Annotated in this window: 24 protein-coding genes and 1 pseudogene; 14 read left to right on the plus strand and 11 right to left on the minus strand. The window is 73.9% G+C overall.

The window, feature by feature from the left end:
- Window positions 1-140: 140 nt before the first annotated feature.
- The 3 genes from SGLAU_RS28890 to SGLAU_RS28900 all read left to right on the plus strand — a co-directional run bounded on the left by SGLAU_RS28890 (window position 141) and on the right by SGLAU_RS28900 (window position 3,640).
- Window positions 141-953 carry an SAM-dependent methyltransferase gene (locus tag SGLAU_RS28890; protein ID WP_043505471.1) on the plus strand — a complete coding sequence of 271 codons (813 nt, stop codon included), beginning with the start codon at window positions 141-143 and terminating at the stop codon, window positions 951-953.
- Window positions 950-3,091: a putative bifunctional diguanylate cyclase/phosphodiesterase gene (locus tag SGLAU_RS28895; protein WP_043505472.1), complete on the plus strand. Its 2,142-nt coding sequence runs from the start codon at window positions 950-952 to the stop codon at window positions 3,089-3,091. Before SGLAU_RS28890 ends, SGLAU_RS28895 begins: the two co-directional genes overlap by 4 nt.
- A gap of 96 nt (window positions 3,092-3,187) precedes the next feature.
- Window positions 3,188-3,640, plus strand: a complete 453-nt coding sequence (locus SGLAU_RS28900) for an ester cyclase (protein ID WP_043505473.1) — start codon at window positions 3,188-3,190, stop codon at window positions 3,638-3,640.
- 129 nt (window positions 3,641-3,769) lie between these two features.
- Here the strand turns inward: SGLAU_RS28900 and SGLAU_RS28905 are convergent, their stop codons facing one another.
- Complete coding sequence (locus tag SGLAU_RS28905) at window positions 3,770-4,654, minus strand: LysR family transcriptional regulator (protein ID WP_043505475.1); 885 nt, start codon at window positions 4,652-4,654, stop codon at window positions 3,770-3,772.
- 120 nt (window positions 4,655-4,774) lie between these two features.
- On the opposite strand from SGLAU_RS28905, the gene SGLAU_RS28910 reads away from it, so the two are divergent.
- The 5 genes from SGLAU_RS28910 to SGLAU_RS28930 all read left to right on the plus strand — a co-directional run bounded on the left by SGLAU_RS28910 (window position 4,775) and on the right by SGLAU_RS28930 (window position 10,048).
- Entirely contained in the window at window positions 4,775-5,446 is a 672-nt protein-coding gene (locus SGLAU_RS28910) for a succinate dehydrogenase (protein WP_043505476.1), read from the plus strand.
- A gap of 2 nt (window positions 5,447-5,448) precedes the next feature.
- Window positions 5,449-7,398 (plus strand): fumarate reductase/succinate dehydrogenase flavoprotein subunit, encoded by a 1,950-nt coding sequence (locus tag SGLAU_RS28915; RefSeq protein WP_043505477.1) that lies wholly within the window; start codon window positions 5,449-5,451, stop codon window positions 7,396-7,398.
- Complete coding sequence (locus tag SGLAU_RS28920) at window positions 7,395-8,141, plus strand: succinate dehydrogenase/fumarate reductase iron-sulfur subunit (protein WP_043505478.1); 747 nt, start codon at window positions 7,395-7,397, stop codon at window positions 8,139-8,141. Before SGLAU_RS28915 ends, SGLAU_RS28920 begins: the two co-directional genes overlap by 4 nt.
- Window positions 8,142-8,468: 327 nt before the next feature.
- Window positions 8,469-9,242: a GNAT family N-acyltransferase gene (locus SGLAU_RS28925; RefSeq protein WP_043505479.1), complete on the plus strand. Its 774-nt coding sequence runs from the start codon at window positions 8,469-8,471 to the stop codon at window positions 9,240-9,242.
- Window positions 9,242-10,048 (plus strand): lysophospholipid acyltransferase family protein, encoded by an 807-nt coding sequence (locus SGLAU_RS28930; protein WP_043505480.1) that lies wholly within the window; start codon window positions 9,242-9,244, stop codon window positions 10,046-10,048. Before SGLAU_RS28925 ends, SGLAU_RS28930 begins: the two co-directional genes overlap by 1 nt.
- Before the next feature lie 6 nt (window positions 10,049-10,054).
- On the opposite strand, the gene SGLAU_RS28935 is transcribed toward SGLAU_RS28930, so the two are convergent.
- Together SGLAU_RS28935 and SGLAU_RS28940 are read right to left on the minus strand one after the other, a co-directional pair.
- Entirely contained in the window at window positions 10,055-12,385 is a 2,331-nt protein-coding gene (locus SGLAU_RS28935) for an ATP-binding cassette domain-containing protein (protein ID WP_043505481.1), read from the minus strand.
- A gap of 43 nt (window positions 12,386-12,428) precedes the next feature.
- On the minus strand, window positions 12,429-13,436 hold the full coding sequence (locus tag SGLAU_RS28940) for an LLM class flavin-dependent oxidoreductase (RefSeq protein ID WP_043505482.1): 1,008 nt from the start codon (window positions 13,434-13,436) through the stop codon (window positions 12,429-12,431).
- Window positions 13,437-13,529: 93 nt separating this feature from the next.
- Between SGLAU_RS28940 and SGLAU_RS28945 the strand changes: the two genes are divergently transcribed.
- Entirely contained in the window at window positions 13,530-14,021 is a 492-nt protein-coding gene (locus tag SGLAU_RS28945) for a nucleotidase (protein ID WP_043505483.1), read from the plus strand.
- 33 nt (window positions 14,022-14,054) lie between these two features.
- Here the strand turns inward: SGLAU_RS28945 and SGLAU_RS28950 are convergent, their stop codons facing one another.
- Window positions 14,055-14,270 (minus strand): dodecin, encoded by a 216-nt coding sequence (locus SGLAU_RS28950; protein WP_043505484.1) that lies wholly within the window; start codon window positions 14,268-14,270, stop codon window positions 14,055-14,057.
- A gap of 228 nt (window positions 14,271-14,498) precedes the next feature.
- Here SGLAU_RS28950 and SGLAU_RS28955 point away from each other — a divergent pair, with 228 nt between their 5' ends.
- The gene (locus SGLAU_RS28955) at window positions 14,499-15,767 is read left to right on the plus strand and encodes an extracellular solute-binding protein (protein WP_043505486.1); all 1,269 of its coding nucleotides are present in this window, start codon (window positions 14,499-14,501) and stop codon (window positions 15,765-15,767) included.
- Window positions 15,768-15,796: 29 nt separating this feature from the next.
- Here the strand turns inward: SGLAU_RS28955 and egtD are convergent, their stop codons facing one another.
- The 4 genes from egtD to egtA are packed head-to-tail and all read right to left on the minus strand — an operon-like array spanning window position 15,797 to window position 20,215.
- A complete protein-coding gene (gene egtD, locus SGLAU_RS28960; RefSeq protein WP_043505487.1) occupies window positions 15,797-16,759 on the minus strand; it encodes an L-histidine N(alpha)-methyltransferase in 963 nt (320 codons plus the stop codon).
- Window positions 16,756-17,547, minus strand: a complete 792-nt coding sequence (gene egtC, locus SGLAU_RS28965) for an ergothioneine biosynthesis protein EgtC (protein WP_043505488.1) — start codon at window positions 17,545-17,547, stop codon at window positions 16,756-16,758. The genes egtD and egtC overlap by 4 nt, the downstream gene beginning before the upstream one ends.
- Window positions 17,547-18,881, minus strand: coding sequence for an ergothioneine biosynthesis protein EgtB (egtB, locus tag SGLAU_RS28970; protein WP_043505489.1), 1,335 nt, complete (start codon window positions 18,879-18,881; stop codon window positions 17,547-17,549). Before egtB ends, egtC begins: the two co-directional genes overlap by 1 nt.
- Complete coding sequence (egtA, locus tag SGLAU_RS28975) at window positions 18,878-20,215, minus strand: ergothioneine biosynthesis glutamate--cysteine ligase EgtA (protein WP_052413946.1); 1,338 nt, start codon at window positions 20,213-20,215, stop codon at window positions 18,878-18,880. The genes egtB and egtA overlap by 4 nt, the downstream gene beginning before the upstream one ends.
- 145 nt (window positions 20,216-20,360) lie before the next feature.
- On the opposite strand from egtA, the pseudogene SGLAU_RS36445 reads away from it, so the two are divergent.
- A pseudogene (locus tag SGLAU_RS36445) lies at window positions 20,361-20,645 on the plus strand (hypothetical protein); the annotation flags it as partial.
- A gap of 27 nt (window positions 20,646-20,672) precedes the next feature.
- On the opposite strand, the gene SGLAU_RS28980 reads toward SGLAU_RS36445, so the two are convergent.
- Window positions 20,673-22,097, minus strand: a complete 1,425-nt coding sequence (locus SGLAU_RS28980) for an amidase (RefSeq protein ID WP_043505490.1) — start codon at window positions 22,095-22,097, stop codon at window positions 20,673-20,675.
- 297 nt (window positions 22,098-22,394) lie between these two features.
- On the opposite strand from SGLAU_RS28980, the gene SGLAU_RS28985 reads away from it, so the two are divergent.
- Window positions 22,395-23,195: a class I SAM-dependent methyltransferase gene (locus SGLAU_RS28985; protein ID WP_043505492.1), complete on the plus strand. Its 801-nt coding sequence runs from the start codon at window positions 22,395-22,397 to the stop codon at window positions 23,193-23,195.
- On the opposite strand, the gene SGLAU_RS28990 is transcribed toward SGLAU_RS28985, so the two are convergent.
- Entirely contained in the window at window positions 23,170-23,589 is a 420-nt protein-coding gene (locus SGLAU_RS28990; protein WP_043505493.1) for a VOC family protein, read from the minus strand. The genes SGLAU_RS28985 and SGLAU_RS28990 overlap by 26 nt on opposite strands.
- Before the next feature lie 211 nt (window positions 23,590-23,800).
- On the opposite strand from SGLAU_RS28990, the gene SGLAU_RS28995 reads away from it, so the two are divergent.
- A complete protein-coding gene (locus SGLAU_RS28995; protein WP_052413947.1) occupies window positions 23,801-24,691 on the plus strand; it encodes a methylenetetrahydrofolate reductase in 891 nt (296 codons plus the stop codon).
- A gap of 178 nt (window positions 24,692-24,869) precedes the next feature.
- Here the strand turns inward: SGLAU_RS28995 and SGLAU_RS29000 are convergent, their stop codons facing one another.
- Window positions 24,870-25,424, minus strand: coding sequence for an NAD(P)H-dependent oxidoreductase (locus tag SGLAU_RS29000; protein ID WP_043505494.1), 555 nt, complete (start codon window positions 25,422-25,424; stop codon window positions 24,870-24,872).
- 113 nt (window positions 25,425-25,537) lie between these two features.
- Here SGLAU_RS29000 and SGLAU_RS29005 point away from each other — a divergent pair, with 113 nt between their 5' ends.
- Window positions 25,538-26,230: a TetR/AcrR family transcriptional regulator gene (locus tag SGLAU_RS29005; RefSeq protein WP_043505495.1), complete on the plus strand. Its 693-nt coding sequence runs from the start codon at window positions 25,538-25,540 to the stop codon at window positions 26,228-26,230.
- Window positions 26,231-26,252 lie beyond the last annotated feature (22 nt).

Consider the following 26,252-nt stretch of genomic DNA (forward strand, 5'->3'; position numbering starts at 1 on the left):
CGCGCGAACCCGCGGAATGCGGCACGTGTCGCAGGCAGTGACCGGGAACGGATGGTCAATTTCCGGTTCAGCTCGCCCGTTTGGCGGACGATCAGTAGCCTCTGCTCGAACACCGGATCGCCTATGCCTTGGAGAGCTAGATGGAGCGTCCCGCCTGGGCCCCACGGAGCATCGACATCACGGTGCCGAGCGTTTCGCGCATCTACGACTTCTACCTGGGCGGTTCGCACAACTTCGAGGTGGACCGGGAAGCGGCCCGCCGGGCCATGGAGTTCGTGCCGGGACTCCCCAAGATCATGCAGGCGAACCGGGCCTTCATGCGCCGCGCGGTCCGCCACGCCGTGGACCAGGGCATCACCCAGTTCCTGGACATCGGCTCGGGCATACCGACCTTCGGCAACGTCCACGAGGTCGCCCAGGCGGCCAGCCCCGGCGCCCGCGTCGTCTACGTCGACCACGATCCGGTGGCCGTCGCCCACAGCCAGGCGGTCCTCGACGGCAACCCGCACGCGGACGTGGCCGCCGCGGACCTGCTCAAGCCGCAGGACATCCTGACCAGCCCCCAGGTCGAGCGGCTGCTCGACCTCGACCGCCCGGTGGCCCTGCTCCTCGTTGCGATACTGCACTTCGTGGAGGACGCGGACGACCCGTACGGCGCGGTGGCGCAACTGGGCCGAGCACTGGCGCCCGGCAGCCTGCTGGTCCTGACGCATGCCTCGTACGAGGGAATTCCCCTGCCGGCGGAGCGGGCGGGGGGTGCGGTGGACGTATACAAGGACATTCGCAACCCGCTGATCATGCGCTCGCGCGACGAGATCGCGCGGTTCTTCGAGGGGTACGACATGGTGGAACCCGGACTGGTGCCGATGCCGCACTGGCGGCCGGACACCGCACCGGAGGACGAGGACCCGTACGCGTTCTCCGGTTTCGCGGGCGTGGGGCGTACGGCGTGAGCGCGGAGCCGGACGGGCCGGAGGACAGACTGCGCCGGTTCGCGACGATCTGGAGCCGGGCGGTCTTCCCGGTGACCCTGACCTCCCTGACCCGCCCGGAGTTCGAGGAGCGGCTGCTGCCGCTCGCCCGGCGGCTCAGCCGGGCGCTGCGGGCCAGGACCTTCGACGCGGCCGAGGGCCGGGCCGTCGGCGCCGCGCTCGTCGCCGCCCACTGCACCGACCCCGAAGCGCTCAGCCGCACGCTGGACTGCGTGGACGCCTACCTGGTGCTCTACTGCGGCGAGGGCGGCGACCAGGAGGGCCTGCGGGCGCGTTCGGCGCGGCTCCAGCACGCCATGGCCGCCGGGTTCGCCCAGGCGCTGCGGGCCCGCACCCTCACGGAGCAGGAGGCCATCGCCCAGGCCGCGCTGCGCGCCCAGGGCGTGGTCGCCCAGGCACTGCACGCCAGCGAGGCCCGGTTCCGCGCGGTGTTCGAGGGCGCGGCGATAGGGATCGGCATCGCCGACCTGGACGGCAACGTACTGGAGGTCAACGGCGCCCTGCTGCGGATGTTCGGCGGCGGCGAGCACACCGTGCGCGGCCGCAACGTCCGCGACTGGACGCACGCCGAGGACTCGCCCCACGTGTGGCGGCTCTACGAGGAGCTGGTGCGCGGCGAACGCGAGCACTACCACGTCGAGAAGGCCTTCTACCGGCCCGACGGCACCGTCCTGTGGACCAACCTCACGGTCTCCCTGCTGCGTGACGCCGACGGCAACCCGCAGTACCAGCTCGCGCTGATGGAGGACACCACCGAGCGCCGCCTGCTCAACCTCCGGCTGCGCTACGAGGCCACCCACGACGCGCTCACCGGCCTGCCCAACCGCACCCTGTTCTTCGAGCGCCTGGAGAAGGTGCTGAACGCGGGCCCCGGCCACCGGTTCGGGCTGTGCTACCTGGACCTGGACGGCTTCAAGACGATCAACGACAGTCTCGGCCACGCGGCCGGCGACCGGCTGCTCGTCGAGGTCGCCGACCGCCTCCAGTCCTGCGCGACGGCGCCCGGCGAGATGGTCGCCCGGCTCGGCGGCGACGAGTTCGTGGCGCTGACCACCGGCCCCGACACCCGGCGCGAGGTCGACGAGCTGGCCTCCCGGATCATGAACGCGCTGGTCGCCCCCATCAGCATCGACGGCCGGGAGCTGACCGTGCGCGGCAGCATCGGCATCGTCGAGGGCCCGGCGGGGGAGCGCAGCGCGGCGGAGGTGCTGCGCAGCGCCGACATCACCATGTACCGGGCGAAGTCGGCGGGCGGCAACCGTTCCGAGCTGGCCGACGCCGAGGCCGACGCCCGCGCCATCACCCGGCACGGGCTCACCACCGCGCTGCCGACCGCCCTCGACCGCGGCGAGTTCTTCATCGAGTACCAGCCGCTGGTCCACCTCGGCGACGGCAGCGTCCGGGGCGCCGAGGCGCTGGTGCGGTGGCTGCACCCGCAGCACGGCGTGCTCGGCCCGGACCGGTTCATCCCGCTCGCCGAGCACACCGGCCTGATCGTGCCGCTGGGCCGCTGGGTGCTGGAGCAGTCGGTGCGGCAGGCCAAGGAGTGGCGCGAACGCCACGCCGGCACGGCCACCGCGCCACTGCGCATCAACGTCAACCTCTCGCCCTGCCAGCTCAGCCACCCCGGGCTGGTCCAGGACACGGTGGAGATCCTGGAGACGGCGGGTGTCGATCCCGACGCGCTGTGCCTGGAGGTCACCGAGTCCGCCCTGATCGGCGCCGACGACGACCTGCTGAAGCCGCTGCGCAGGCTGGCCGAGATGGGCGTGGACATCGCCCTGGACGACTTCGGCACCGGATACTCCAACCTCGCCAACCTCCGCCGGCTCCCGGTGAGCGTCCTGAAGCTGGACCGCTCCTTCACCCAGAGCATGCAGCAGTTCCCCGCCGACCCCGTCGACCTCAAGATCGTCGACGGGATCGTCTCCCTCGCCCACAGCCTGGACCTCGCGGTCACCGTCGAGGGCGTGGAGACCGGCGCCCAGGCCGAACAGCTGCGAATCCTGGGCTGCGACACGGCGCAGGGCTGGTACTACGCCCGTCCCGGTCCGCCCGAGCGCCTCCACGAACTGGCGATGGCGGACGCGTCGGGCTGAGCGCCGCAGCGGTGGCACCGGCCCGGTGGTCGCCCCGGCGGGCGCTCCCTACGATCGAGGGAGAGGATCCGACCGGACCCGGCTGGGAGCACGGGCATGGACACCACCGAGATGCGCCGTCTCTTCGAAACCCATCGCGCGGCGGAGGCGGCCCGCGACATCGACGGCATCCTCCGGACGTTCGTCGGCGACTGCTTCCTGGAGACCAAGGCGCTCGGGCTGCGCAGCCAGGGCGCGGACGCCGTGCGCGCCGCCTACCGGCAGCAGTACTTCACCGCGTTCCCGGACCTCGCCCCGCAGGACGAGGGCATCGCCTACGGCGACGACGTCGTCGCGGTGTGGGGCACGCTGCGGGGCACCAGCCGCGGTGACTGGCTGGGGATCCCGCCGGGCGGCGGCTCCTTCGAGGTTCCCTTCGCCAACGTCGTCCCCTTCCGGGACGGCCTGATGGCGGGCGAGTCGATCTACTTCGACCTGGCCAGCCTCTGCGCGCAGGCGAACATCCCCCTGGAGCGGATCCGGGAGGCGGCGGCACGCCGCCGTGCGTGAGGGAGCGGCGCGGGGGACCGCGCGGGGCGGGGCGCTTACGGCGACACCCGCAGACGCCCGAGAGACCGCAGACGCCCAGCCGGTAAGGCACCGGCGTGGTGAGGCAGTTGGCGGGATCGCGTCGCGCCCTCACCGCTCCAGCAGCATCCGCTGCAACTCCCGGGCGGCCCGGGGCGGAGCCACATCGCTGCGGTGGGCCAGCGCGATGGTCCGGTGCAGCCCCGGCCGGGCCAGTGGAGTGACCCGCAGGCCGAGCCCCGACCGTGCCGCCACCATCCGGGGGACCACGGCCACGCCCAGGCCGGCGCGGACGAACCCCAGCACCGCGTCCATCTCGCCGCCCTCGACCGCGAAGTCCGGTTCGAAGCCTTCGGCGCGGCACGCGGCGACCGTGAGTTCGCGCAGGTCGTAGCCGTGCCGGAACATCACCAGACGTTCGCCCGCCAGTTCGGCGACCCGTACGGAGTGCCGCCCGCCGCCCGGCCGGGGCGCCTCCGGCGAGGACACCACGACCAGGTCCTCGCGCAGCAGCTCCACCGTGGTCAGAGCCGGGGACGCCGTCGGCAGCGGCAGGACGACCAGGGCGAGGTCGAGGGCGCCGCGCGCGAGGTGCCGTACGAGGTCGAGCGAGCCGCCCTCCTCGACGAGCAGCCGGATGCCCGGGTAGCGGTCGTGGAAGGCACGCAGCACGTCGGGCAGCAGGCCGGTGCACAGGCTCGGGGTGGCGCCGAGCCGGACCCGGCCGCGCCGCAGCTGCACCAGCTCCTGCACCTCGTGCCGCGCCGTGTCCGCGTCGGCGAGGATCCGCCGGGCCAGCGGCAGCAGTGCCTCCCCGGCGTCCGTCAGCGTGATGTTGCCCCGCGCCCGCAGGAACAGGTCGGCGCCCAGCTCCCGCTCCAGCGCCTTGATCTGCTGGGACAGCGAGGGCTGGGCGACGTGCACCCGCTCGGCCGCCCGGGTGAAGTGCCGGGTCTCCGCGACGGCCACGAAGTACTGGAGCTGCTGGAACTGCATGCGCCGAGCATAGGCGCACCCTATGGAAACGAGCCGTACCATGTCTTGGACCGATCGGGGGTGGCGGCCCTAGCGTGCTGAGACATGGCACTGGCAACGCGGACGGGCCGACGGCCGTCCATGGCGCGCACGATGTGGGACAGCTCCGTCGGCAAGAAGACCGTGATGGCCGTCAGCGGCGTGATCATGCTGCTGTACCTGGTCGCCCATGTGATCGGCAACCTGAAGATCTTCTTCGGCCCGGAGGAGTTCAACCACTACGCGCACTGGCTGCGCACGGTCGGCGAACCGTTCATGCACTACGAGTGGACCCTCTGGCTGGTCCGGATCGTCCTGCTCGTCGCGGTCGTCGCCCACGCCGTCTCCGCGTACCAGCTCAGCCGCCGCGACATCAAGGCGCGCCCCAGCAGGTACGTGCACAAGAAGCCGCGGGCCTCCTACGCCACGCGCACCATGCGCTGGGGCGGGATCATCCTCGGCCTGTTCATCGTCTGGCACGTCCTGGACCTGACCACCGGACACGTCCACCCGGGCGGCTTCCAGGAGGGCCACCCCTACCAGAACGTCGTCGACACCTTCTCGACCTGGTACGGCAACGTCATCTACATCGTCGCGATGCTCGCCGTCGGGCTGCACGTCCGGCACGGCTTCTGGAGCGCCGCCCAGACCCTCGGCGTCGGCAGCCGCACCCGCGACCGCGCCCTGAAGACCATCGCCGACGTCCTCGCGCTGCTGCTCACGGCCGGTTTCATCGCCGTACCCGTGGGCGTCATGACCGGAGTGGTGAACTGACCATGACCACCTACGCCGACTACTCGACCGGCGAGCCGGTCGCCGACACCAAGGCCCCGTCCGGCCCCGTCCACGAGCGCTGGGACAAGCGCCGCTTCGAGGCCCGGCTGGTCAACCCCGCCAACCGGCGCAAGCACACGCTGATCGTCGTGGGCACCGGACTCGCGGGCGGCTCGGCCGGCGCCACCCTCGCCGAACAGGGCTACCACGTCGTCCAGTTCTGCTACCAGGACTCCCCGCGCCGCGCCCACTCGATCGCCGCGCAAGGCGGCATCAACGCGGCGAAGAACTACCGCAACGACGGCGACTCCGTCCACCGCCTCTTCTACGACACCGTCAAGGGCGGCGACTTCCGCGCCCGCGAGTCCAACGTGCACCGGCTCGCGCAGATCTCCGTCGAGATCATCGACCAGTGCGTGGCGCAGGGCGTGCCGTTCGCCCGCGAGTACGGCGGCCTGCTCGACACCCGTTCCTTCGGCGGCGTCCAGGTCTCGCGGACCTTCTACGCCCGCGGCCAGACGGGCCAGCAGCTCCTCCTCGGCGCCTACCAGGCGCTGAGCCGGCAGATCGCCGCGGGCAACGTCGAGCTGCACCCGCGCACCGAGATGCTGGACCTGATCGTCGTGGACGGGCGGGCGCGCGGCATCGTCGCCCGCGACCTGATCACCGGGAAGATCGAGACGTACGTCGCGGACGCCGTCGTCCTCGCCTCCGGCGGCTACGGCAACGTGTTCTACCTGTCGACGAACGCCATGAACTCCAACGCGACGGCGATCTGGCGGGCGCACCGGCGGGGCGCCTACTTCGCCAACCCCTGCTTCACCCAGATCCACCCCACCTGCATCCCCCGCACCGGCGACCACCAGTCCAAGCTGACCCTGATGAGCGAGTCGCTGCGCAACGACGGCCGGATCTGGGTGCCCAAGGCCAAGGGGGACACCCGGCCGCCGCACCGGATCCCCGAGGACGAGCGCGACTACTACCTGGAGCGCATCTACCCGTCCTTCGGCAACCTGGTCCCGCGTGACATCGCCTCCCGCGCCGCGAAGAACGTCTGCGACGAGGGGCGCGGCGTCGGCCCCGGCGGGCAGGGCGTCTACCTGGACTTCGCCGACGCCATCCGGCGGATGGGCCGCGAGGCCGTGGAGGCCAGGTACGGCAACCTCTTCGAGATGTACCAGCGGATCACCGACGAGGACCCGTACCAGGTGCCGATGCGGATCTACCCCGCCGTGCACTACACGATGGGCGGCCTGTGGGTCGACTACGACCTCCAGACCACCGTCCCCGGACTGTTCGCGATCGGGGAGGCCAACTTCTCCGACCACGGCGCCAACCGGCTCGGCGCCTCCGCCCTGATGCAGGGCCTGGCCGACGGTTACTTCGTGCTCCCGGCCACCATCAACGACTACCTCGCCCGCCATCCGCACCAGGCCGAGGTGACCGGCGAACACCCCGTCGTGCAGGAGGTGCTGGCCGAGACCGAGGACCGCGTGAACCTGCTGCTGGCCGTCGACGGCGACCGCACTCCCGACTCCTTCCACCGCGAGGTCGGCGAACTCATGTGGGAGTACTGCGGCATGGCCCGCACCGACGCCGGGCTGCGCAAGGCGCTGGAGCGGATCCCGCAGATCCGCGAGGAGTTCTGGCGGCGGATCAAGGTGCCCGGCACCGGCCGGGAGTTCAACCAGTCGCTGGAGAAGGCCAACCGCGTCGTCGACTACCTGGAGCTCGCCGAGCTGATGTGCCTCGACGCGCTGCACCGCACCGAGTCCTGCGGAGGCCACTTCCGCGAGGAGTCACAGACCCCCGAGGGGGAGGCCGCCCGCAAGGACGAGGAGTTCTCCTACGCCGCCGCCTGGGAGTTCACCGGTACCGGCGAGGCGCCCGTCCTGCACAAGGAAGACCTGGTCTTCGAGTACGTCCACCCCACCCAGCGGAGCTACGCATGAGGCTCACCCTGCGCGTCTGGCGCCAGCAGAACGCCGACGCCGACGGCGCCATGTCCACGTACGAGGTGGACGGAATCTCACCCGACATGTCCTTCCTGGAGATGCTCGACACCCTCAACGAGGAACTCATCCTCAAGGGCGAGGACCCCGTCGCCTTCGACCACGACTGCCGCGAGGGCATCTGCGGCGCGTGCTCCCTGGTGATCAACGGGGACGCGCACGGGCCCGAGCGCACCACCACCTGCCAGCTGCACATGCGGTCCTTCCGGGACGGCGACACGATCGACGTCGAGCCGTGGCGGGCCGCCGCCTTCCCGGTGATCAAGGACCTGGTCGTGGACCGCTCGGCGTTCGACCGGATCATCCAGGCCGGCGGCTACATCACCGCGCCGACCGGCGCCGCGCCCGAGGCGCACGCCACTTTGGTGCCCAAGCCGGACGCCGACTTCGCCTTCGAGCACGCCGAGTGCATCGGCTGCGGGGCGTGCGTGGCGGCCTGCCCCAACGGCGCGGCGATGCTGTTCACCTCCGCCAAGGTCAACCACCTCAACGTACTGCCGCAAGGCGCTCCCGAGCGGGAGACGCGGGTGCTGGACATGGTGGCGCAGATGGACGAGGAGGGGTTCGGCGGGTGCACCCTGGCCGGCGAGTGCGCGACCGCCTGCCCGAAGGGCATCCCGCTGATGTCGATCACCAGCATGAACAAGGAGTGGCTGCGGGCCACGCGGAAGGTGAAGCGGTAGCCCCCGGCGGGTGCCGCAGTGAACGTTCGCCGACGGTGCGGGCGGGCGGGGCCGGGAGTGGTGCTCCCCGGCCCCGTCTCATGTGCCCGGCCCGGGCGCCGCGGACATGGTCCTCGCGGGACGGACGCGCCGAGCGGTCCCCGGCGCCACGGAGCCGCGCCGCGGGCTCGGCAGCCGCGCACCGCCCACCGGACGGCGCGCCCGGCCGCGGTCCGTTCAACGACCCCACATCCCCGCTCCCGTCACCCGTCATGTACCGGCCAGACGGCCTCGGAAGAAACGGGGGGTACACCTCCGCCCCCCTTCCGGCCGTACCAGGAGTGAGCCATGACCGGTGTGCCCACGCTCGACCGTCCCCCGCGGCCCGCCGCGCCCGTCCGCTACACCGTGTCCCTCGCCCGCGACGAGGACGACGTCAGGGCCGCGCAGCGGCTGCGGCACGACGTCTTCGCGGGCGAGCTGGGCGCCCTGCTGACCAGCCCGCAGCCCGGCCTGGACACCGACGCCTTCGACGCCTACTGCGATCACCTGCTCGTCCGCGAGGAGACCACCGGCCAGGTCGTCGGCACCTACCGGCTGCTGCCGCCCGAGCGGGCCGCGGTGGCCGGGCGGCTCTACTCCGAGGGCGAGTTCGACCTCGCCCCCCTGGCCGCCATCCGGCCCGGCCTGGTCGAGGTCGGCCGCTCCTGCGTCCACCCCGGCCACCGCGACGGCGCCGTCATCGGGCTGATCTGGGCGGGCATCGCCCGCTACATGGCCGACCGGGACCACGCGTGGCTGGCGGGCTGCTGCTCGATCCCGCTGGCCGACGGCGGCACCCTCGCGGCGGCCACCTGGGACCGGGTGCGCGAGCGCCACCTCGCGCCCGAGGAGTACCGGGTACGGCCGCTGCTGCCCTGGACGGCCGAGGACGTGGCCCGCCCCGCCGCCCGCACCGAGCTGCCGCCCCTGCTGCGCGGCTACCTCAGGCTCGGCGCCTGGGTGTGCGGCGAGCCCGCCCACGACCCGGCGTTCGGCGTCGCCGACCTGTACGTGCTGCTGCCGATGCGCCGGATCCACCCGCGCTACCTGCGGCACTTCCTCTCCCTCGTCCCGGCCTGATGAGCGCCTGGCTGCCCGGCGCGCCCTGCACCCCGGGCGCCTGCGTGCAGGCGACGTCCCGGCTGCGGGCGGTGCCGCGCGCCGTGCTGCGGCTCACCGCGGTCACGGCCGTGCTGCTCGCCGGGATCGCCCTGTCCCCGCTCGGCCGCCGCATCCCGGCGGAGCTGGTGCGCCGGTGGTGCCGGGCGCTGGTGCGGGCGGCCGGGGTGCGGATCAGGCTCACCGGGACCGCGCCGCCCGACGGCGGGCTGCTGCTGGTCGCCAACCACATCTCCTGGCTGGACGTCCCGCTGCTCGCCGCCGTCCGCCCGGCCAGGATGCTCGCCAAGGCCGAGATACGGCGGTGGCCGGTCGCCGGGCCGCTGGCCGCGCGCGGGGCGCTGTTCATCGAGCGGGACCGGCTGCGGGCGCTGCCGGAGACGGTGGCCCGCCTCGCGGGCGCCCTGCGGTCCGGGGCGGCGGTCGGGGTCTTCCCCGAGGGGAGCACCTGGTGCGGGCAGGCGCAGGGCGAGTTCCGGCGGGCCGTCTTCCAGGCCGCGCTGGACGCGGGCGTGCCCGTCCAGCCGGTCGCCCTCCGCTACCGCCTCGCCGACGGCCCCGCCAGCACCACCCCCGCCTTCGTCGGCGACGACTCGCTGCTCGCCTCGCTGTGGCGGGTGGCCATGGCCCGGCACCTGGTCGCGCAGGTCGACGTACGCCCGCTCATCCCGCCCGGCGCGCACCCCGACCGCCGCTGTCTGGCCCGGGCCGCCCAGCCGGCCCGCACCGCGCAACCGTGCTGGACGCATGCCGCGCTGCTGGCCTGAGGAGGCTCACGGCAGCGCGCGCGCCAGATACGGGGCCGTGCGGCTCTCCGGCGTCCGGGCCACCTCGGCCGGCGGCCCCGCCGCCACGATCCGGCCGCCCTCGGCGCCGCCGCCGGGCCCGAGGTCGATCACCCAGTCGGCGCCCGCGACCACGGACATGTCGTGCTCGACGACGATCACGGTGTGCCCGGCGTCCACCAGGCCGTGCAGCTGCCGCATCAGCACCGCGACGTCGGCCGGGTGGAGGCCGGCCGTCGGCTCGTCGAGGAGGTACAGGGTGTGGCCGCGGCGCCCGCGCTGGAGTTCGCTCGCCAGCTTGATGCGCTGGGCCTCCCCGCCGGACAGCTCGGTCGCGGGCTGTCCCAGCCGCAGATAGCCGAGGCCGACGTCGAGCAGGGTGGTCAGGCTGCGGGCCACCGGCGGGGTGTCGGCGAAGAAGTCCGCCGCGGCCTCGACCGTCAGGTCCAGCACCTCGGCGATGTTCCGGCCGCGGTACGTCACCCGCAGCGTATCGGCGTTGTAGCGGGCACCGCCGCAGTCGGGGCACGGCGCGTAGGTGCTCGGCAGGAACAGCAGCTCGACGCTGACGAACCCCTCGCCCTGGCAGGTCTCGCAGCGTCCGCCGGCCACGTTGAAGGAGAACCGGCCGACGCCGTACCCATGCTCCCGGGCGGCGTCGGTCGCCGCGAACACCTTGCGCACCACGTCGAACAGCCCGGTGTAGGTCGCCAGGTTGGAACGCGGGGTCCGCCCGATCGGCTTCTGGTCGACGGACACCAGCCGTCCCACGCCCGGGAGTTCCTCGGTGATCTCGCCGATCAGCGTCGACTTCCCGGACCCGGACACCCCGGTGACCGCCGTGAACACCCCGAGCGGGAACGCGGCGGTGACGCCGCGCAGGTTGTGCCGGGTGACGGGACCGACCTCGAGCCGCCCGCGCGCCCTTCGCGCGGGGCGCGCCGGAGCGGGGGAGTCCCCGAAGAGGAAGCGCGCCGTGGCCGACTCGGCGACCGACGCCAGCCCGGCCACCGGACCGCTGTACAGCACCCGCCCGCCGTGCTCGCCCGCGCGGGGACCCACGTCCACGATCCAGTCGGCGCCCCGCACCACGTCCAGGTGGTGCTCGACCACGAACACCGAGTTGCCCGCCGCCTTCAGCCGCTCCAGCACACTGCGCAGGGCCTCCGTGTCCGCCGGGTGCAGACCCGCGGACGGTTCGTCCAGGACGTACACCACGCCGAACAGCCCCGACCGCAGCTGGGTGGCCAGCCGCAGCCGCTGCAGCTCGCCCGCCGACAGCGTGGGCGTCGCCCGGTCCAGGCTCAGGTAGCCGAGGCCCAGCTCGACGACGGGCGCGATACGGGACTTCAGGTCGTCGGTGAGCACGCGCGCGGTCTGCGAGGTGCCCTCCAGCACGCCCGCCAGCTCCACGAGCGGCAGCGCGGCCAGCTCCGCGATGGTGCGCCCGCCGAACGTCACCGCCAGCGCCTCCGGCCGCAGCCGGCTGCCGCCGCACCCGGGGCAGGGCGAGCTGGTCAGGAAGCGCTCCGCCCTGGCCCGCAGCGTGGCGCTCCTGGAGTCGGCGAAGGTCTTCAGCACATACCGGCGGGCGCTGGTGTACGTGCCCTGGTACGGGCGCTGGATCCGGTCGGCGTCCCGCACCGGGTGGACCGTGACCACCGGCTGCTCGTCGGTGAAGAGGATCCACTCGCGCTGCTCGGCGGGCAGCTCCCGCCACGGCCGGTCCACGTCGTAGCCGAGGGCGTCGAGGATGTCCCGCAGGTTCTTGCCCTGCCAGGCGCCGGGCCAGGCCGCGATGGCGCCCTCCCGGACCGACAGCGAGGGGTCGGGGACGAGCAGTTCCTCCGTCGTGGTGTGCACCCGGCCGAGGCCGTGGCACTCGGGGCACGCCCCGGCGGCGGTGTTGGGGGAGAAGGCGTCCGAGTCCAGCCGCTCGGCGCCCGGCGGGTGGTCGCCCGCCCGGGAGAACAGCATCCGCAGCGAGTTGGACAGGTTGGTGACGGTGCCGACGGAGGAGCGGGAGGTGGGCGCCGAGCGGCGCTGTTCCAGCGACACGGCCGGCGGCAGCCCGCTGATCTCGCCGACCTTCGGCGCCCCGACCTGGTGGATCAGCCGGCGGGCGTACGGGGCGACCGACTCGAAGTAGCGGCGCTGGGCCTCCGCGTAGATCGTGCCGAACGCCAGCGAGGACTTCCCGGAGCCGGACACGCCGGTGAACACTGCGACCACGTCCCGGGGGACGTCGACGTCGACGCCCCGCAGGTTGTGCTCACGGGCACCGCGGACGCGGACGTGGGGATCGTGCGGGCTGGTCATGCGGCGGACTCCGAACGGACCGGGGCGGACAAACCCCGCGATTCTACGCCGGGGACAGTCCGGCGATCCGGGCCAGCCGCCGGTAGGAGTCCAGCAGCGCCTCGCGGTCGTACGTGCTGGTGGTGACCAGCACCTCCTGCGCGCCGGTCTCCTTCAGCACCGTCTCCAGGGCGTCGCGGACCTCCTCCTCGGTGCCCGCGAGCTGCCCGGTCAGCCCCGACTCGTAGAACCCCCGCTCCCTCGTGCTCATCTCCAGCGCCTCCACCCGCTCGGCCGGCGGCAGCGGCGGGAAGGTGCCGCGGGTGCGGGAGTACGCCATCGACCAGGCCTCGGGGACCAGCAGGCGGCGTGCGTCCTCGGGGGTCGCCGCGACGGCGATCGTGCCGGAGACCACCACGTAGGGCTCGCCGGCCCAGGGCGAGGGGCGGAAGTGGGCGCGGTAGTGGTCGACGCCGCGCCGCAGCTTCTCCCGGTCGCGCAGATCACCGATGACCATCGGCAGGCCGGCCCGGGCGGCGATGGCGGCGCCCTCGCCGATGGCCAGCACGAACGGCGGCACGCTCAGTCCCTCGGACGGCCGGGCCCGCACGCCCGTGGGCGACGTGCCGCGGAACCAGCCCAGCAGCTCCTGGAGCTGGGCCGCGAAGTCCTCGGCGTCCCCCTTGTCGCGGCCCAGCGCCTTGCGCACCCCGTCGGTGAAGCCGACCGAGCGGCCGAGGCCCATGTCGATCCGACCGGGGAACAGCGACTCCAGCACCCCGAACTGCTCCGCGACGACCAGCGGCCGGTGGTTCGGCAGCATCACGCCGCCGGTGCCCACCCGGATGGTCCGGGTCGCGCCGGCCACGGCGGCGGCCAGCACGGTCGGCGCGGAACCGGCGACGCCGGGCACGCCGTGGTGCTCCGACACCCAGAACCGGTGGTAGCCGAGCCGTTCCGCCTCCTGCGCGAAGCGCACGGTGTCGCGCAGCGCCTCACCGTCCGGGCGGCCTTCCCGGGTGCGGGAGCGGTCGAGCACGGAGAAACGGGTCGCGGCGATCACGGAACTCACACCGGGTTCAACGCCTGCGCCCCGCGCGCATTCCCGGGGTCCGGCCCGTCCGGCGGACGAGGCGGATCCGCGGACACCCCATACGCTGGGGGTGTGACGCACAGCACCAAGGCCCCGCTGGCCGTGTTCGACCTGGACAACACCCTCGCCGACACCGCGCACCGGCAGCGGTTCCTGGAGCGCAGGCCCCGCGACTGGGACGCCTTCTTCGCCGCCGCGCCGCAGGACCCGCCGCTCCCGGAGGGGGTGGCGCTGGCCCGCGAGAGCGCCGGGGAGTGCGAGGTGGTGTATCTGACCGGGCGGCCCGAGCGCTGTCGGCGCGACACCCTCGACTGGCTGTCCGCGCACGGCCTGCCCGAGGGGCGGGTGTACATGCGGCGCGACGACGACCGCAGGCCCGCCCGCTTCACCAAGCTGGCCATCCTGCGCCGGCTCGCCCGCACCCGGGAGATCCGGGTGCTCGTGGACGACGACGAACTGGTGTGCGAGGACGCCGAGCGGGCCGGGTTCACCGTCCTGCGGGCGCGCTGGGCGGCTCCCTCCGGCGAGCTGAAGGCCGCCCAGGAGAAGGAAGGGCGGACCTGACGGGCTACCGGGGCGTCGGTCCGCGTCCTCGCGTCACTCCGCGTCCTCCAGGCGGAAGCCCACCTTCAGCCCGACCTGGTAGTGGGCGATCTGCCCGTTCTCGATCTGCCCCCGCACCTGGGTCACCTCGAACCAGTCGAGGTTGCGCAGGGTCTGCGAGGCGCGGGTGATGCCGTTGCGGACGGCCTGGTCCACGCCCTCGGGGGAGGTGCCGACGATCTCGGTGACCCGGTAGGTGTGGTTCGACATGGGCTGCTCCTCTCCGCCGTGACCGCTGTGTCACGCGTCACTCCACCGTGCCCCACACCGCGGCGGACCGCGAGGCGTCGGACTTCCGTCCCCTATCCCTTGACCTCCGCATTGGTCCATACCAAAATCCGTCACACCCGTACGAGCCCTCCGCTCCTCCCCCCACGTCGGGCTTCCCCGCCCTGTCCCCGCACAGGGCCCTGTCCCCAGACAGAACAGGACCCCCTCGTGAGACGTCGCCGCCTGCTCGCCCTCTCCTGCGCCCTGACCGCCTCGCTCGTCACCGGCTGCGCACTGGTACCGGGCGAGACCGGGCAGGAGCGGAGCACCGTCGTCGTCTGGCTGATGAAGGACAGCGCCTCCGAGGAGTTCCTGGACCGCTTCACCGAGGAGTTCGAGCGCACCCACCCCGGCCTCGACCTGGACGTCCGCATCCAGGAGTGGACCGGCATCGGCGAGAAGGTGCACGCCGCCCTGGAGTCCGACGCGGCGGACGCGCCCGATGTGATCGAGGTCGGCAACACCCAGGTCCCGCAGTACATCGAGGGCGGCGGACTGCTCGACCTCACCCTGGAGTCGATGCGGGACTGGGGCATGCGCGACTGGCTGCCCGGCCTCGCCGAACCCGGGCAGCAGCTGTCCGCGCAGTACGGCATCCCCTGGTACGCCGCCAACCGTGTCGTCATCTACCGCAAGGACCTCTTCGAGCAGGCCGGGATCACCGCCCCGCCCAGGACCCGCGAGGAGTGGCTGGAGGTCACCGAAAAGCTGAACTCCGGAGGCGGCCAGGGCATCTACCTCGCCGGCCAGGACTGGTACACGCTCGCCGGGTTCATCTGGGACGAGGGCGGTGACCTGGCCGAGGAGAACGGCGGCAGCTGGCGCGGCAGCCTCGACACCCCGGCCGCCCTGCGCGGCATGGACTTCTACCGCCGCCTCCAGGCGCTCGGCGAGGGCCCGGTCGACGCCGACGAGGAACACCCGCCGCAGGCCGGCGTGTTCGCCGGGGGGCGGGTGGCCCAGATCGTCGCGGTGCCGGGGCTCGCCCGGGCGATCGTGCAGCGCAACCCCGGCCTGGAGGGCAAGCTCAACTTCTTCCCGGTCCCCGGCAGGAGCGCCGACCGGCCCGGCGCGGTCTTCACCGGCGGCTCGGACCTCGTCGTGCCGAAGAACACCGACGTCCGCGACGGCGCGGTCGCCGTCGTGGAGGCCCTCGCCGGGGCGGAGTGGAACACCGAGCTGGCCCGCACCATGAACTACGTGCCCAACAAGACGACCCTGGCCGCGGAGGTCGCGGACGAGGAGGGCGTCGCCGCCATGGCCGCCGGCGCGGCACAGGGACGGGCGACACCCGCCACGCCCGACTGGGCGAACGTCGAGGCGGACAACCCCATCAAGGAGTACATGACGAAGGTGCTCACCGGCGCCGACCCGGCCACCGAGGCCCGCCGCGCCTCACGCCGGATCACCGAGGCGCTGACGGCACCCGCGGGCTGACCGGCACGCCCTCCCGCCGCCTCCGCCGCCTACCGCACGACGCTCAGCGACAGCGCGAACCGCTCCCCGCCGTCCGTCCACCAGTGCGCCAGCTCCAGCCCGGCGGCGGCCAGTTCGGCGCGGATCCCCTCCTTGCGGAACTTCGCCGACACCTCGGTGCGCAGCTCCTCACCCGCCGCGAACTCGACCGCGAGGCCCACCGCCGGGATCTTCACCGTCTGCGCGTGCCGGGAGCGCAGCCGCATCTCGATCCACTCGTGCCCGGGATCCCACAGCGCGACATGCGCGAAGGCGCCGGGGTCGAAGTCGGCGCCCAGCTCCCGGTTGACGACGGACAGCACGTTGCGGTTGAACGCGGCCGTCACCCCCGCCGCGTCGTCGTACGCCCGGACCAGCACCTCCTCGTCCTTGACCAGGTCGGTGCCGAGCAGCAGCGCGTCGCCCGGGCTGAGCAGGGCGCGGGCCGAGGACAGGAACTCGGCCCGCTCGTCGGGCAGCAGGTTCCCGATCGTGCCGCCGAGGAACGCCAGCAGCCTTGGCCCCGGCGTCTCGGGCAGCTCCAGACGGGCGGTGAAGTCGGCGATCAGCGCGTGCACGGCCAGACCGGGCCGCTCCGCCACGAGCGCCCGCCCCGCCTGGGTGAGGGCGCTCTCGCTCACGTCGACCGGCACGTAGACCCGCAGGCCGGTGAACGCGTCGAGGAGGTGCCGGGTCTTGTCGGAGGAGCCGGAGCCCAGTTCCACCAGGGTGCGGGCGCCGGTCGCGGCGGCGATCTCGGCGGCGCGGGCGATCAGGATCTCCCGCTCCGCACGCGTCGGGTAGTACTCGGGCAGTTCGGTGATCCGCTCGAACAGTTCGCTGCCGTGCGCGTCGTAGAACCACTTCGGCGGCAGCGTCTTGGGCGTGGCGGTCAGACCGTGCAGCACGTCCGCGCGCAGGGCGGCGTCCGTGGCGTCCTCGGGAAGGGTGCGGGTGAGATGGAACGGGCTCACGTGCGGGGCTCCTTGAGCGGTGCGGGGTCCGGGGAGCGGCTCGGCTCCTTGAGCGGCGCGAGGCGCACCTCGGTGGCGCTCGCGGTGACCAGGGTGCGGTCCGGGACCTCGGTCCAGCGGGGGTCGTCGTCGTAGGGCTCGGACGCCACGACCGTGCCGCCGCCCGGCCGGACCAGGTACCACAGGGTGTCGCCCCAGGTGGTGGCGGTGATGGACGTGCCGTCGGTGAGCAGCAGGTTGAGCCGGGAGCCGGGGGCCGCCGCGGCGGCCTCCGGGACCGTGTCGGCGAGTGCCCGGCCCGGGTCGTCCCCGGCCCGCAGCCGGGCCAGGACCAGCGCCCAGACCAGCGCGGAGTCGTTGCGGGCCTCCAGCGACAGCAGCTCCTCGGGCGGCAGGCTCCGGGAGAGCGCGGCGAGGGATCCGGGCCAGCCCTTCACCGCCCCGTTGTGGCTGAACAGCCACCCGTCCGCGGCGTACGGCGCCGCCGCGGCCTCGGCGTCCGCGCCCGCCAGGGTGGCGTCGCGCACGGCGGCGAGCAGGGCCCGGGTGCGCACCACCCGGGCCAGGTCGGCGAACGACAGGTCGGCCCAGATGGGCCCGGCGCGCCGGTAGCGGGCCGGCGCCGGGTCGCCGTCGGCGTACCAGCCCACGCCGAAGCCGTCGGCGTTGACCGTCCCGTACTGCTGGTGCCGCGGCGCCCATGACTGCCGGTACAGCGCGTGCGGCGGCTCCACCAGCAGCGCGCCGAGCGGCTCGGCGGGCCCCACGTAGGCGAGGTGACGGCACATCAGGCGTCCTGCGAGCGGGCCGTGCGGAAGCCGGAGAAGATCTGCCGCCGGATCGGATAGTCCCAGTTGCGGAAGGTGCCCCGGCAGGCGACCGGGTCCACGGCGAACGAGCCGCCGCGCAGCACCTTGTGGTCGGAGCCGAAGAACACCTCCGAGTACTCCTTGTACGGGAACGCCCGGAATCCCGGGTACGGCAGGAAGTCGCTCGCCGTCCACTCCCACACGTCACCGATCAACTGCCGTACGCCCAGCGGCGACTCGCCGGCCGGGTAGCTCCCGGCGGGCGCCGGGCGCAGATGCCGCTGGCCCAGGTTGGCGTGCTCGGGACCCGGGTCGGCGTCGCCCCACGGGTAGCGCATCGAGCCGCCCGTCGCGGGATCGTACCGGGCCGCCTTCTCCCACTCGGCCTCCGTGGGCAGCCGCCGCCCGGCCCAGCGGGCGTACGCGTCCGCCTCGTACCAGCACACGTGCAGCACCGGCTCCTGCGGCGGCACGGCTTCCGTCACCCCGAACCGGCGGCGCAGCCACTGCCCGCCGTCCCGGCGCCAGAACAGCGGGGCGGTGATGGAGTGGCGGCGGATGTGCGCCCAGCCCTCGGCCGTCCACCAGCGCGGGTCGTCGTAGCCGCCGTCCTCGATGAACGCCAGGTAGGCGCCGTTGGTGACCGGAGTGGTGTCGATGAAGAAGGGCGGTATCTCCCGCCGGTGCGCGGGCCGTTCGTTGTCCAGGGCCCAGGGCTCGGTGGAGGTGCCCATGGTGAACGGACCGCCGGGGACGAGGACTTCGGACGGCCCGGTGAACAGGGCGACCGGCTCGGGGTCCGGGGCGGTGAGCGCCTGCGGGCCGCGGCGCAGCTGATGGGTGATCAGCATGGTCTCGTCGTGCTGCTGTTCGTGCTGCGCGACCATCCCGAAGGCGAACCCCGCCTCGGTCAGCCGGGTGCCCCGGAAGGAGGCGCCCTCCAGCACGTCCAGGACCCGGCGGCGCACCTGCCCGGCGTAGGCGCGGGCCTCGGCGGGCGGCAGCAGCGGCAGGGACGGCCGCTCCGCGCGCGGATGCTCGAAGGCGTCGTACAGGGTGTCGATCTCCGGCCGGATCGCCTCCTGCCCGGCGACCGCCCGCAGCAGCCACAGCTCCTCCTGGTTGCCGATGTGCGCGAGGTCCCAGACCAGCGGGGACATCAGCGGCGAGTGCTGGGCGGTCAGATCGGGGTCGTCGACACAGGTGGTCAGCAGCGTGGTGCGGTCGCGGGCGGTGGTCAGCGAGGCCAGGGCCCGCTCGCGGAACGCCTCCGGATCGACGTCCGAGGCCGTCCCGGGCGTGGTGTCGGTCATCGGTACAGGTCCTTCCCGTACGGCAGGGGCAGCTCGTCGGCCGGGCGCGGCCCGGACCCGGTGCGGTCCGTCCCGAGCAACCGGTCCAGCAGGTCGTCGGCGGGACAGCGGCCCCGCACCACATAGCGGTCGCGGTACGCCGCGACGGCGTCCGTCACTTCGGACGTGGCGCCGAGCCGGGGCAGCGCCGCCAGCGCCGCCGCGAAGCACGCCGCGGCCGCCTCGCGCAGCTCCGGGTCGGCCAGTCCGTGGCGGGCCGCGTCGAACCACAGCGGATTGTGCGGCGCGGGCCGCCCGAGGGAGCGCTCGGCCAGCGGCTTCACCGTGCGGTACGCGGTCTCGGCGGCCTCCGGGTCGTCGAAGAGCGCCGTCGTCACCGCCACCGGCACGATCCAGCCGTCGTCGCCGGGCTGCGCGTCGATCATCCGCAGCTCCAGGTGACCGCGCGGCCTGACCGGCGGGAACAGCGTGGTCAGGTGGTAGTCGAGGTCGTCGGGGGTCGGCGGCCGGGGGGTCCCGGACCGGGTCCACTCCCGGAAGGTGAGCCCGTCGGGCACGTCCCAGGGCCCGTCCTCGCGCCGGACGCACATCACCGGCGCGTCCAGCACCCGGCGGGCCCAGGCGCCGCGCGGATCGGCGTCCAGCACCGGCGCGCCCGCCCGCCCGGCACCGATCTGCGCCCACCGCAGCTGGCGGGTGGACACCCAGCCGGTGGGCCGGTTCCCGGCCATCGGGGAGTTGGCGAACGCGGCCACCAGCACCGCGCCCAGCTGGTGGGCGAGCCACCAGCGCCGTACGTGGCCGAGCGGGCCGGGCTCCTCGTACCCCGCGTCCAGGCAGACCTGCACGGAGGCCGAGGCGCACATCATGGCGCGGCCGGCCGGCCCGGTGCGGTCCAGGGAGGTCTCCATCGCGTCGTAGCGCGGCCGGCGCAGGAACCGGCGGGGCGCGTGCCACGGGTCGTGGCCGATGCCGGCGAGGCCGAGGCCCCGCTCGCGCAGGGCCGCGCGGACGGCGTCCAGGTCGGCGGAGACGGTGCGCACGCACTCCGTCAGGGAGGCGGCGGGCGGCGAGCTCAGCTCCAGCTGGCCGCCGGGTTCCACGGTGAGCGCGGACGCCAGGGGGGTGGCGCGCGCGGCGGCGAAGGCCGCTTCGAGTCGTTCGGATGTGACGGGGAGCCGGGGCTGGCGCAGTTCGTGGACCAGCCACTCCAGTTCGACACCGACGGTGCGCGGCGGCCCGGTCTTGAAGCAGATCCCGCGGATCAGCCCCTCCACCTCCGCCTCGTCGACGGCGGCGCGGGCCTTCGTACAGTGGCTTGCCGCATCGGACATATCGGGGTCCCTTCTCGAGGTCCTCCTGCCACCGGTCCGCGGGCGTCGGCGCCCCGGACCGGTGCACCCGTCCACCCAAGACGCTCGCGCCCGCTCGCACAAGGGGGCGAAGCGGGATGTTCCGGACGCGGACCGGAGCAATTCCGTGGACGGGAACCGGTGTTGCCCGGAGGGCCGCTCTCCGTTTCCGGGGCCGGGAAACTCCGTTGCACCGCAGGACCAGGATCGCTCACGATGCGTTCATGAGCACGACGGGGGAGGCCGTGCGGCGCGCGGTCACGGCGGCTACGGGGGTGGCGCCGTGAGCGCGCGCCTGCGCGCCGTCGCGCGCGAGACGGAGCAGATCGTGGCGGCGGGGTCGTACCGGGCGCCGAACGGCCGCGAGATGTCCCTCGCGGACGCGGTCGAGGCGGCTCGGACGGGCACCCGGCCGTCCGCACGGCGGTCCCCGGCTCCCTCACCCCACCGGGGAGCGGGCCACCGACCGCTGGGGCGGGCGCCGTTCGTGCCAGCGCAGGTCCGCCTCGAGCTGGGCGGCGAGCGAGACCAGCAGGGGTTCGCTGTGCGCGGGGCCCAGCAGCTGCGCCCCGACGGGCAGCCCGCCGCGGACGAAACCGGCGGGCACGCCGACACCGGGCCAGCCCAGCACGTTCCACGGCCAGGCGTACGGGCAGGCGGCGATGATCGCCCGGTCGGTGGCGAGCGGCCCCAGCCCCAGCAGGGCGCCGATCCGCGGCGGGGGAGTGGCCGTCGTCGGCGCGAGGATCACGTCGTACGACGTGAAGAACCGGCCGATACGGCGGTGCAGCGCCGCCTCCGCCCGCCGTGCCGCCTTCAGCGGGGGCCCGCCGAGCACCCGTCCGAGCCGGGCGGCACTGCGGGTGCGCGGGTCGAGCAGGGCCGGATCGGGTGCCTCGCGCGCCCACTCGGCGATGCCCGCGGTGGCCCGCGGCACGAAGGCCAGCCCGATCTGCCCGTACGGCGGGTCCGCCTCCTCGACGATGTGGCCCGCCGCGCTCAGCCTCTCCGCCAGTTCGGTGACCCGGGCGCGGATCTCCGGGTCGAGCCGGGCGGGCAGAGCGGTGAACGGCGGTCTGAGGGAGAGCGCGACGCGCAGCCGGCCGGGGTCGCGGCCGGCCGCCTCGGAGATCCGCAGCGCCGGCGGCCGGTGCGGGTCACGCGCGTGGTTGCCGCTGGCCGCGTCCAGCAGCAGGGCCGCGTCCGCCACCGTGCGGGCGAGCGGGCCGTTGACCGTGATGCCCTGGAAGGACTCGCCGCGCGGCCAGGTCGAGATCCGCCCGCGCTGCGGCTTGATGCCGACCAGATGGGTCCAGGAGGCGGGGATGCGCACCGAACCGGCCCCGTCCGAGCCCAGCGCGGCCGGGACCAGGCCCGCCGCGACCGCCGCCGCGCTGCCGCCGGAGGAGCCGCCCGGCGTGTGCTCCGGGTTCCACGGGTTGCGGGTCGCGCCGAACGCGGGCCCCTCGGTGAACGGCCACTGCCCCAGCTCACAGGTGTTGGTCTTGCCGACGATCACCGCGCCGGCCGCCCGCAGCCGCCGTACCGCCTCGCCGTCCTCGGCGGCCGGCGGGAAGGAGCCCCGGCAGCCGAACGCGGTGGGCTCGCCCGCCACGTCCATGTCGTCCTTGACGGCGACGGGCACCCCGAGCAACGGCAGGCGCACCCCCGCGGCCAGCTCCCGGTCCGCCGCCTCGGCCTCGGCGAGCGCCGCCTCGGCCCGGACGATCCGGAAGGCGTTGAGGGAGCCCTGACTCGCCTCGATGCGGGCCAGCGCCTGGGCGACGAGCGTCCGGGACGTGACCTCCCCGGCGGCCAGTGCGCGAGCGGTCTCCGCCAGACCTGCGGAAGGGGCGAGCGTCATGCGGGACACCTCCGGGAGCGGTTGTCTACCGAACGGTAACCTCTTGTGGCCGCGCGTGGAACGCCTGCGCGGCGAGCGGCCGTTCACCGCGCGCCACGGCCTTTCCGGTAGGCGCGAACGGCCCCTCCCAAACCACGGGCGCGCCCGCCGCGCCTTCCCGCCCCGTACCGCACGCGGACTCGGTACGCCGCGGACCGGCCGCCGGCTCGCTGCCGACCCGCCGGGTCGGACAGCGATGGCGCGCTGTGACCGAACGATCCCAGAATGGGGGGAACCGTCCGGACGGAGGGCAGACCCATGGCACAGGACGCCACCTCGCCGAGCAGGCTGCGCAGCAACCGCGCCACGCTGCCCCACAAGGTGGGCTACGCCCTGCGCCACCCCGCCCGTGTGGCGCCGTATCTGCGCCGGGCCGGGCGGGACGCCTGGCTGCGCCTGATCCACCCCGACCACGTCGGCTACTACCGGGCGGTCATGGCGTCCGACACCCGCCGCGACCCCGAGGCCGCGGTCGGCAGCCGCAGCCACGACCGGTGGCTGGCCCTGGGCGCGATGCAGTTCGACTACCTGCTGGAGCACGGTCTGCGCCCCGGGCACCGCATGCTCGACATCGGCTGCGGCAACCTGCGCGGCGGCTGGCGCTTCATCGACTACCTGGACACGGGCAACTACTACGGCATCGACATCTCGCCCGACATCCTCATCGCGGCGAAGAAGACGCTCGCCGAGCGCGGGCTCCAGGACAAGCTGCCGCACCTGACCATCACCGGCGACCTGACCCTGGACTTCCTGCCCGACGCGCACTTCGACGTGGTGCACGCGCACAGCGTCTTCTCCCACTCCCCGCTGGAGGTCATCGAGGAGTGCCTCGCCCACGTCGGCAGGGTGCTGAAGCCGGACGGCTTCTTCGACTTCACCTTCGACCGTACCGAGGGCACCGAGCACCAGGTGCTGCGCGAGGACTTCTACTACCGCACCGAGACCCTGCTGGCCGTGGCCCGCCGCCACGGTCTGCACGGCCGGTTCATGGAGGACTGGGAGCGTCGGCCCCACGGCCAGTCGAAGATCCGCGTCAGTCGTTCGCCGGTGCCTCGGTGATGTCGACCATCCAGGTGACGCCGAAGCGGTCCGTGCACATGCCGAACACATCGCCCCACATCTGCTTCTCCAGCGGCACGGAGACCGAGGCGCCGGCCGACAGCTTCTCCCAGTAGCCGCGCAGCTCGGCGGCGTCGTCCCCGCTCAGGCTCACCGCGAAGGCGTTCCCGGGGGTGTGCTCCATGCCGGGCGGGGTGTCGGCGCCCATCAGGGTGTAGCCGGCCGGGGTCTCCAGCATGCCGTGCATGATCTTGTCGGCCTCCGCTGCCTCCGGCCGGCCGAACTCGCCGAAGGTGCTGAGCGTGAGCGTGCCGCCGAACACGTCCGCGTAGAACTCCATGGCCTGCCGGGCATCGCCGTCGAAGCTGAGGTACGGGTTGAGACGCGAGGGCATGCGGCCTCCAGGACGGAACGTGTCGAACCGGGCGAACCGGATGAATCGCCGGACGGGCGCAGAGTAGCGCGGGACGTGCCGCGCTACGGCGGATTGCCCGCGACCGGGGTCGTGGCGTGGCCCGCGTACGCTGTCCGCGGTACCGGCGGGGCGCCCCCACGAGGCGGCGCCCGGCCCGGCGAGCCGTCGTACCCGACGCCGAAGGAGCCCGATGAACCCCGGCCCCACCGCGCCCCGTGCCACGCACACCGCGCTGCTGGAGGACTTCTCCCTGGAGATGACCGGCAAGGACGTGCCGCACCTGGAGGAGGCGCACCACCTCGTCCCGCCGGGCACCCGCATCAACGTGACCTTCCTCGGCAACGAGGACCTGCGGATGCGCCTGGCCGCCGCGCGGGCCGTGAAGCGGCTGGGCTTCGTGCCGGTCCCGCACCTCTCGGCCCGCCGCCTGGCCTCCCGGGCCGAGCTGGAGGAGTTCCTGGAGGGGCTGCGCGCCGACGGCACCGGCGAGCACGTGTTCGTGGTCGGGGGTGACCCGGCCCGGCCGCACGGCCCGTACGAGGACGCGCTCGCCGTCATCCGGACCGGACTGCTGGAGCGGTACGGCGTCCGCCACGTCGGCGTCAGCGGCTACCCGGAGGGCCACCCCGCGATCGCCGGGCCCGTGCTGTGGACCGCGCTGGCCGACAAGACCGCGGCGCTCGCGCGGCGGCGGCTCGGCGGGCATGTGATCACCCAGTTCGGCTTCGATGCCGGCCCGGTGCTCTCCTGGGTGGCCGAGACCCGCGGGCGCGGGATCGACCTGCCGGTCCGGATCGGCGTGCCCGGACCGGCCGGGGTCCGGCGGCTGGTGTCGTACGCCACCCGCTTCGGTGTCGGCACCAGCGCCTCCATCGCCCGGAAGTACGGCTTCTCCCTCACCAACCTGATGGCCACGGCCGGCCCGGACCGGTTCCTGCGGGACCTGGCCGCCGGGTACGACCCGGCCGTCCACGGCGACCTGAGGGTGCACTTCTACACGTTCGGCGGCCTGAGGGCGACCGCGGAGTGGGTGGCGGGGTTCGCCGCGCGGCCCGCGGCGGAGTCCGGGGCGGGCGCCTGACGCCCGGGCCGGGACCGGTGCCCGCGCGGTGAGCGGCAAAAGGGCCGCGGCGACGGGGGGAGCGGCCGCGGTGGCGGCGGCCCCGACGAGGGGGCAGGGCCGCCATGACGGGGAGGGCCGCGACGACGGCGAGGGGCCGGAGCGTCGGCTCCGGCCCCTCGGTGCGGGTGTGGCGCGGTCAGGCCGCGGCGGCCTCGCCGTGCAGCCGCGCGACGACCTCGGTCAGCTGCGCGGCGACCTCGGCGTCGTCGGCCGGGTGGGTCTCGGCGAAGCGCTGGAGCGAGCCCGGGATGGAGAGCTTGACGTCCTCCAGCACCTTGCCGCCCGCGACGCCGACGGACTTGCGGGTGTCGTCGTGCGCCCAGACACCGCCGTACTGGCCGAACGCGGTGCCGACCACGGCGACCGCCTTGCCGACGACGGCGCCGGCGCCGTACGGGCGGGACAGCCAGTCGATGGCGTTCTTCAGCACGGCCGGCATGGTGCCGTTGTACTCGGGGGTGAACAGCAGCAGCGCGTCGGCGGCGGCCACGGCCTCGCGCAGCCGGAGGGCGGCGGCCGGCACCGAGCCCTCGACGTCGATGTCCTCGTTGTAGAACGGGATGTCGGCCAGGCCCTCGAACAGCTGGATGTCGGCGCCCTCGGGAGCGTGCTTGACGGCGGCCTCGGCGAGCTGGCGGTTGTGCGAACCGGCGCGGAGGCTGCCGACGAGCGCGAGGATGCGAACGGACATGGGAACTCCCGATGACTGAGAAAAACGGCGGTTGGGCGGGCCCGGTTCGATCCGGACCGGGGTCCGTTTAATGTTGTAGCAGGTAACCGGACCGCGGTCCAGTTTCATTCCCGATGCTTTACGCTGTCTTCATGTCCGCCTCCCTGCCACCCTTCCCGCCGCCCCAGAAGCCCGTGGCCGCCCCCGAGCTGCTGGAGCTCGGTTCCCGCGGACAGGAACCCTGCCTGCGGGCCGACGCCGCGCGCAACCGGGCCCGGCTGCTGGAGGCGGCCGCCCGGCTGATCGCCGAGCACGGCGCGGCCGGGGTCACGATGGAGGCGGTGGCCGCGGCGGCGAAGGTGGGCAAGGGGACGGTCTTCCGGCGCTTCGGTGACCGCGTCGGCCTGCTCACCGCGCTGCTCGACCACTCCGAGCGCACGTTCCAGGCATCGTTCCTCAGCGGGCCGCCGCCGCTCGGCCCCGGCGCCCCGCCCGTGGACCGGCTGAACGCGTTCGGGCACGCCACCCTGCGCCACGCGGCCAAGTCGCTCGAACTCCAGATCGCGGCCGAGCCCACCCCGGACCGCCGCTTCACCGCACCGCCCCGGCGGCTGCTGCGCGGCCACGTCATGATGCTGCTGCGGCAGGTGGTCCCCGAGGCCGACTGCGAACTGCTCGCCCTGACGCTGATGGGCTATCTCGACCCGGTCGCCGTCCAGCACCTCACCCAGCAGTGCGGCATGCCACTGGACCGTCTGGAGGCCGGCTGGACCGACCTGGTCACCCGGGTCACGGGCAGGGAACCGGCCGCCGCCGCGGAGCGCTGACCCGCGCGGGGCGCGCGCGAAG

The sequence above is a fragment of the Streptomyces glaucescens genome, assembly GCF_000761215.1.
Lineage (GTDB): Bacteria > Actinomycetota > Actinomycetes > Streptomycetales > Streptomycetaceae > Streptomyces > Streptomyces glaucescens_B.

Coding starts and splice junctions, on each gene's coding strand:
- SGLAU_RS28990 (WP_043505493.1), bottom strand. CDS start 23,589: ATGCCCTCGCGTCTCAACCCGTACCTCAGCTTCGACGGCGATGCCCGG.
- SGLAU_RS28925 (WP_043505479.1), top strand. CDS start 8,469: ATGACCGGTGTGCCCACGCTCGACCGTCCCCCGCGGCCCGCCGCGCCC.
- egtC (WP_043505488.1), bottom strand. CDS start 17,547: ATGTGCCGTCACCTCGCCTACGTGGGGCCCGCCGAGCCGCTCGGCGCG.
- SGLAU_RS28950 (WP_043505484.1), bottom strand. CDS start 14,270: ATGTCGAACCACACCTACCGGGTCACCGAGATCGTCGGCACCTCCCCC.
- SGLAU_RS28985 (WP_043505492.1), top strand. CDS start 22,395: ATGGCACAGGACGCCACCTCGCCGAGCAGGCTGCGCAGCAACCGCGCC.
- SGLAU_RS28920 (WP_043505478.1), top strand. CDS start 7,395: ATGAGGCTCACCCTGCGCGTCTGGCGCCAGCAGAACGCCGACGCCGAC.
- SGLAU_RS28930 (WP_043505480.1), top strand. CDS start 9,242: ATGAGCGCCTGGCTGCCCGGCGCGCCCTGCACCCCGGGCGCCTGCGTG.
- SGLAU_RS28890 (WP_043505471.1), top strand. CDS start 141: ATGGAGCGTCCCGCCTGGGCCCCACGGAGCATCGACATCACGGTGCCG.
- SGLAU_RS28915 (WP_043505477.1), top strand. CDS start 5,449: ATGACCACCTACGCCGACTACTCGACCGGCGAGCCGGTCGCCGACACC.
- SGLAU_RS28935 (WP_043505481.1), bottom strand. CDS start 12,385: ATGACCAGCCCGCACGATCCCCACGTCCGCGTCCGCGGTGCCCGTGAG.
- SGLAU_RS29005 (WP_043505495.1), top strand. CDS start 25,538: ATGCTTTACGCTGTCTTCATGTCCGCCTCCCTGCCACCCTTCCCGCCG.
- SGLAU_RS28905 (WP_043505475.1), bottom strand. CDS start 4,654: ATGCAGTTCCAGCAGCTCCAGTACTTCGTGGCCGTCGCGGAGACCCGG.
- SGLAU_RS28910 (WP_043505476.1), top strand. CDS start 4,775: ATGGCGCGCACGATGTGGGACAGCTCCGTCGGCAAGAAGACCGTGATG.
- egtB (WP_043505489.1), bottom strand. CDS start 18,881: ATGACCGACACCACGCCCGGGACGGCCTCGGACGTCGATCCGGAGGCG.
- SGLAU_RS28900 (WP_043505473.1), top strand. CDS start 3,188: ATGGACACCACCGAGATGCGCCGTCTCTTCGAAACCCATCGCGCGGCG.
- SGLAU_RS29000 (WP_043505494.1), bottom strand. CDS start 25,424: ATGTCCGTTCGCATCCTCGCGCTCGTCGGCAGCCTCCGCGCCGGTTCG.
- SGLAU_RS28980 (WP_043505490.1), bottom strand. CDS start 22,097: ATGACGCTCGCCCCTTCCGCAGGTCTGGCGGAGACCGCTCGCGCACTG.
- egtA (WP_052413946.1), bottom strand. CDS start 20,215: ATGTCCGATGCGGCAAGCCACTGTACGAAGGCCCGCGCCGCCGTCGAC.
- SGLAU_RS28995 (WP_052413947.1), top strand. CDS start 23,801: ATGAACCCCGGCCCCACCGCGCCCCGTGCCACGCACACCGCGCTGCTG.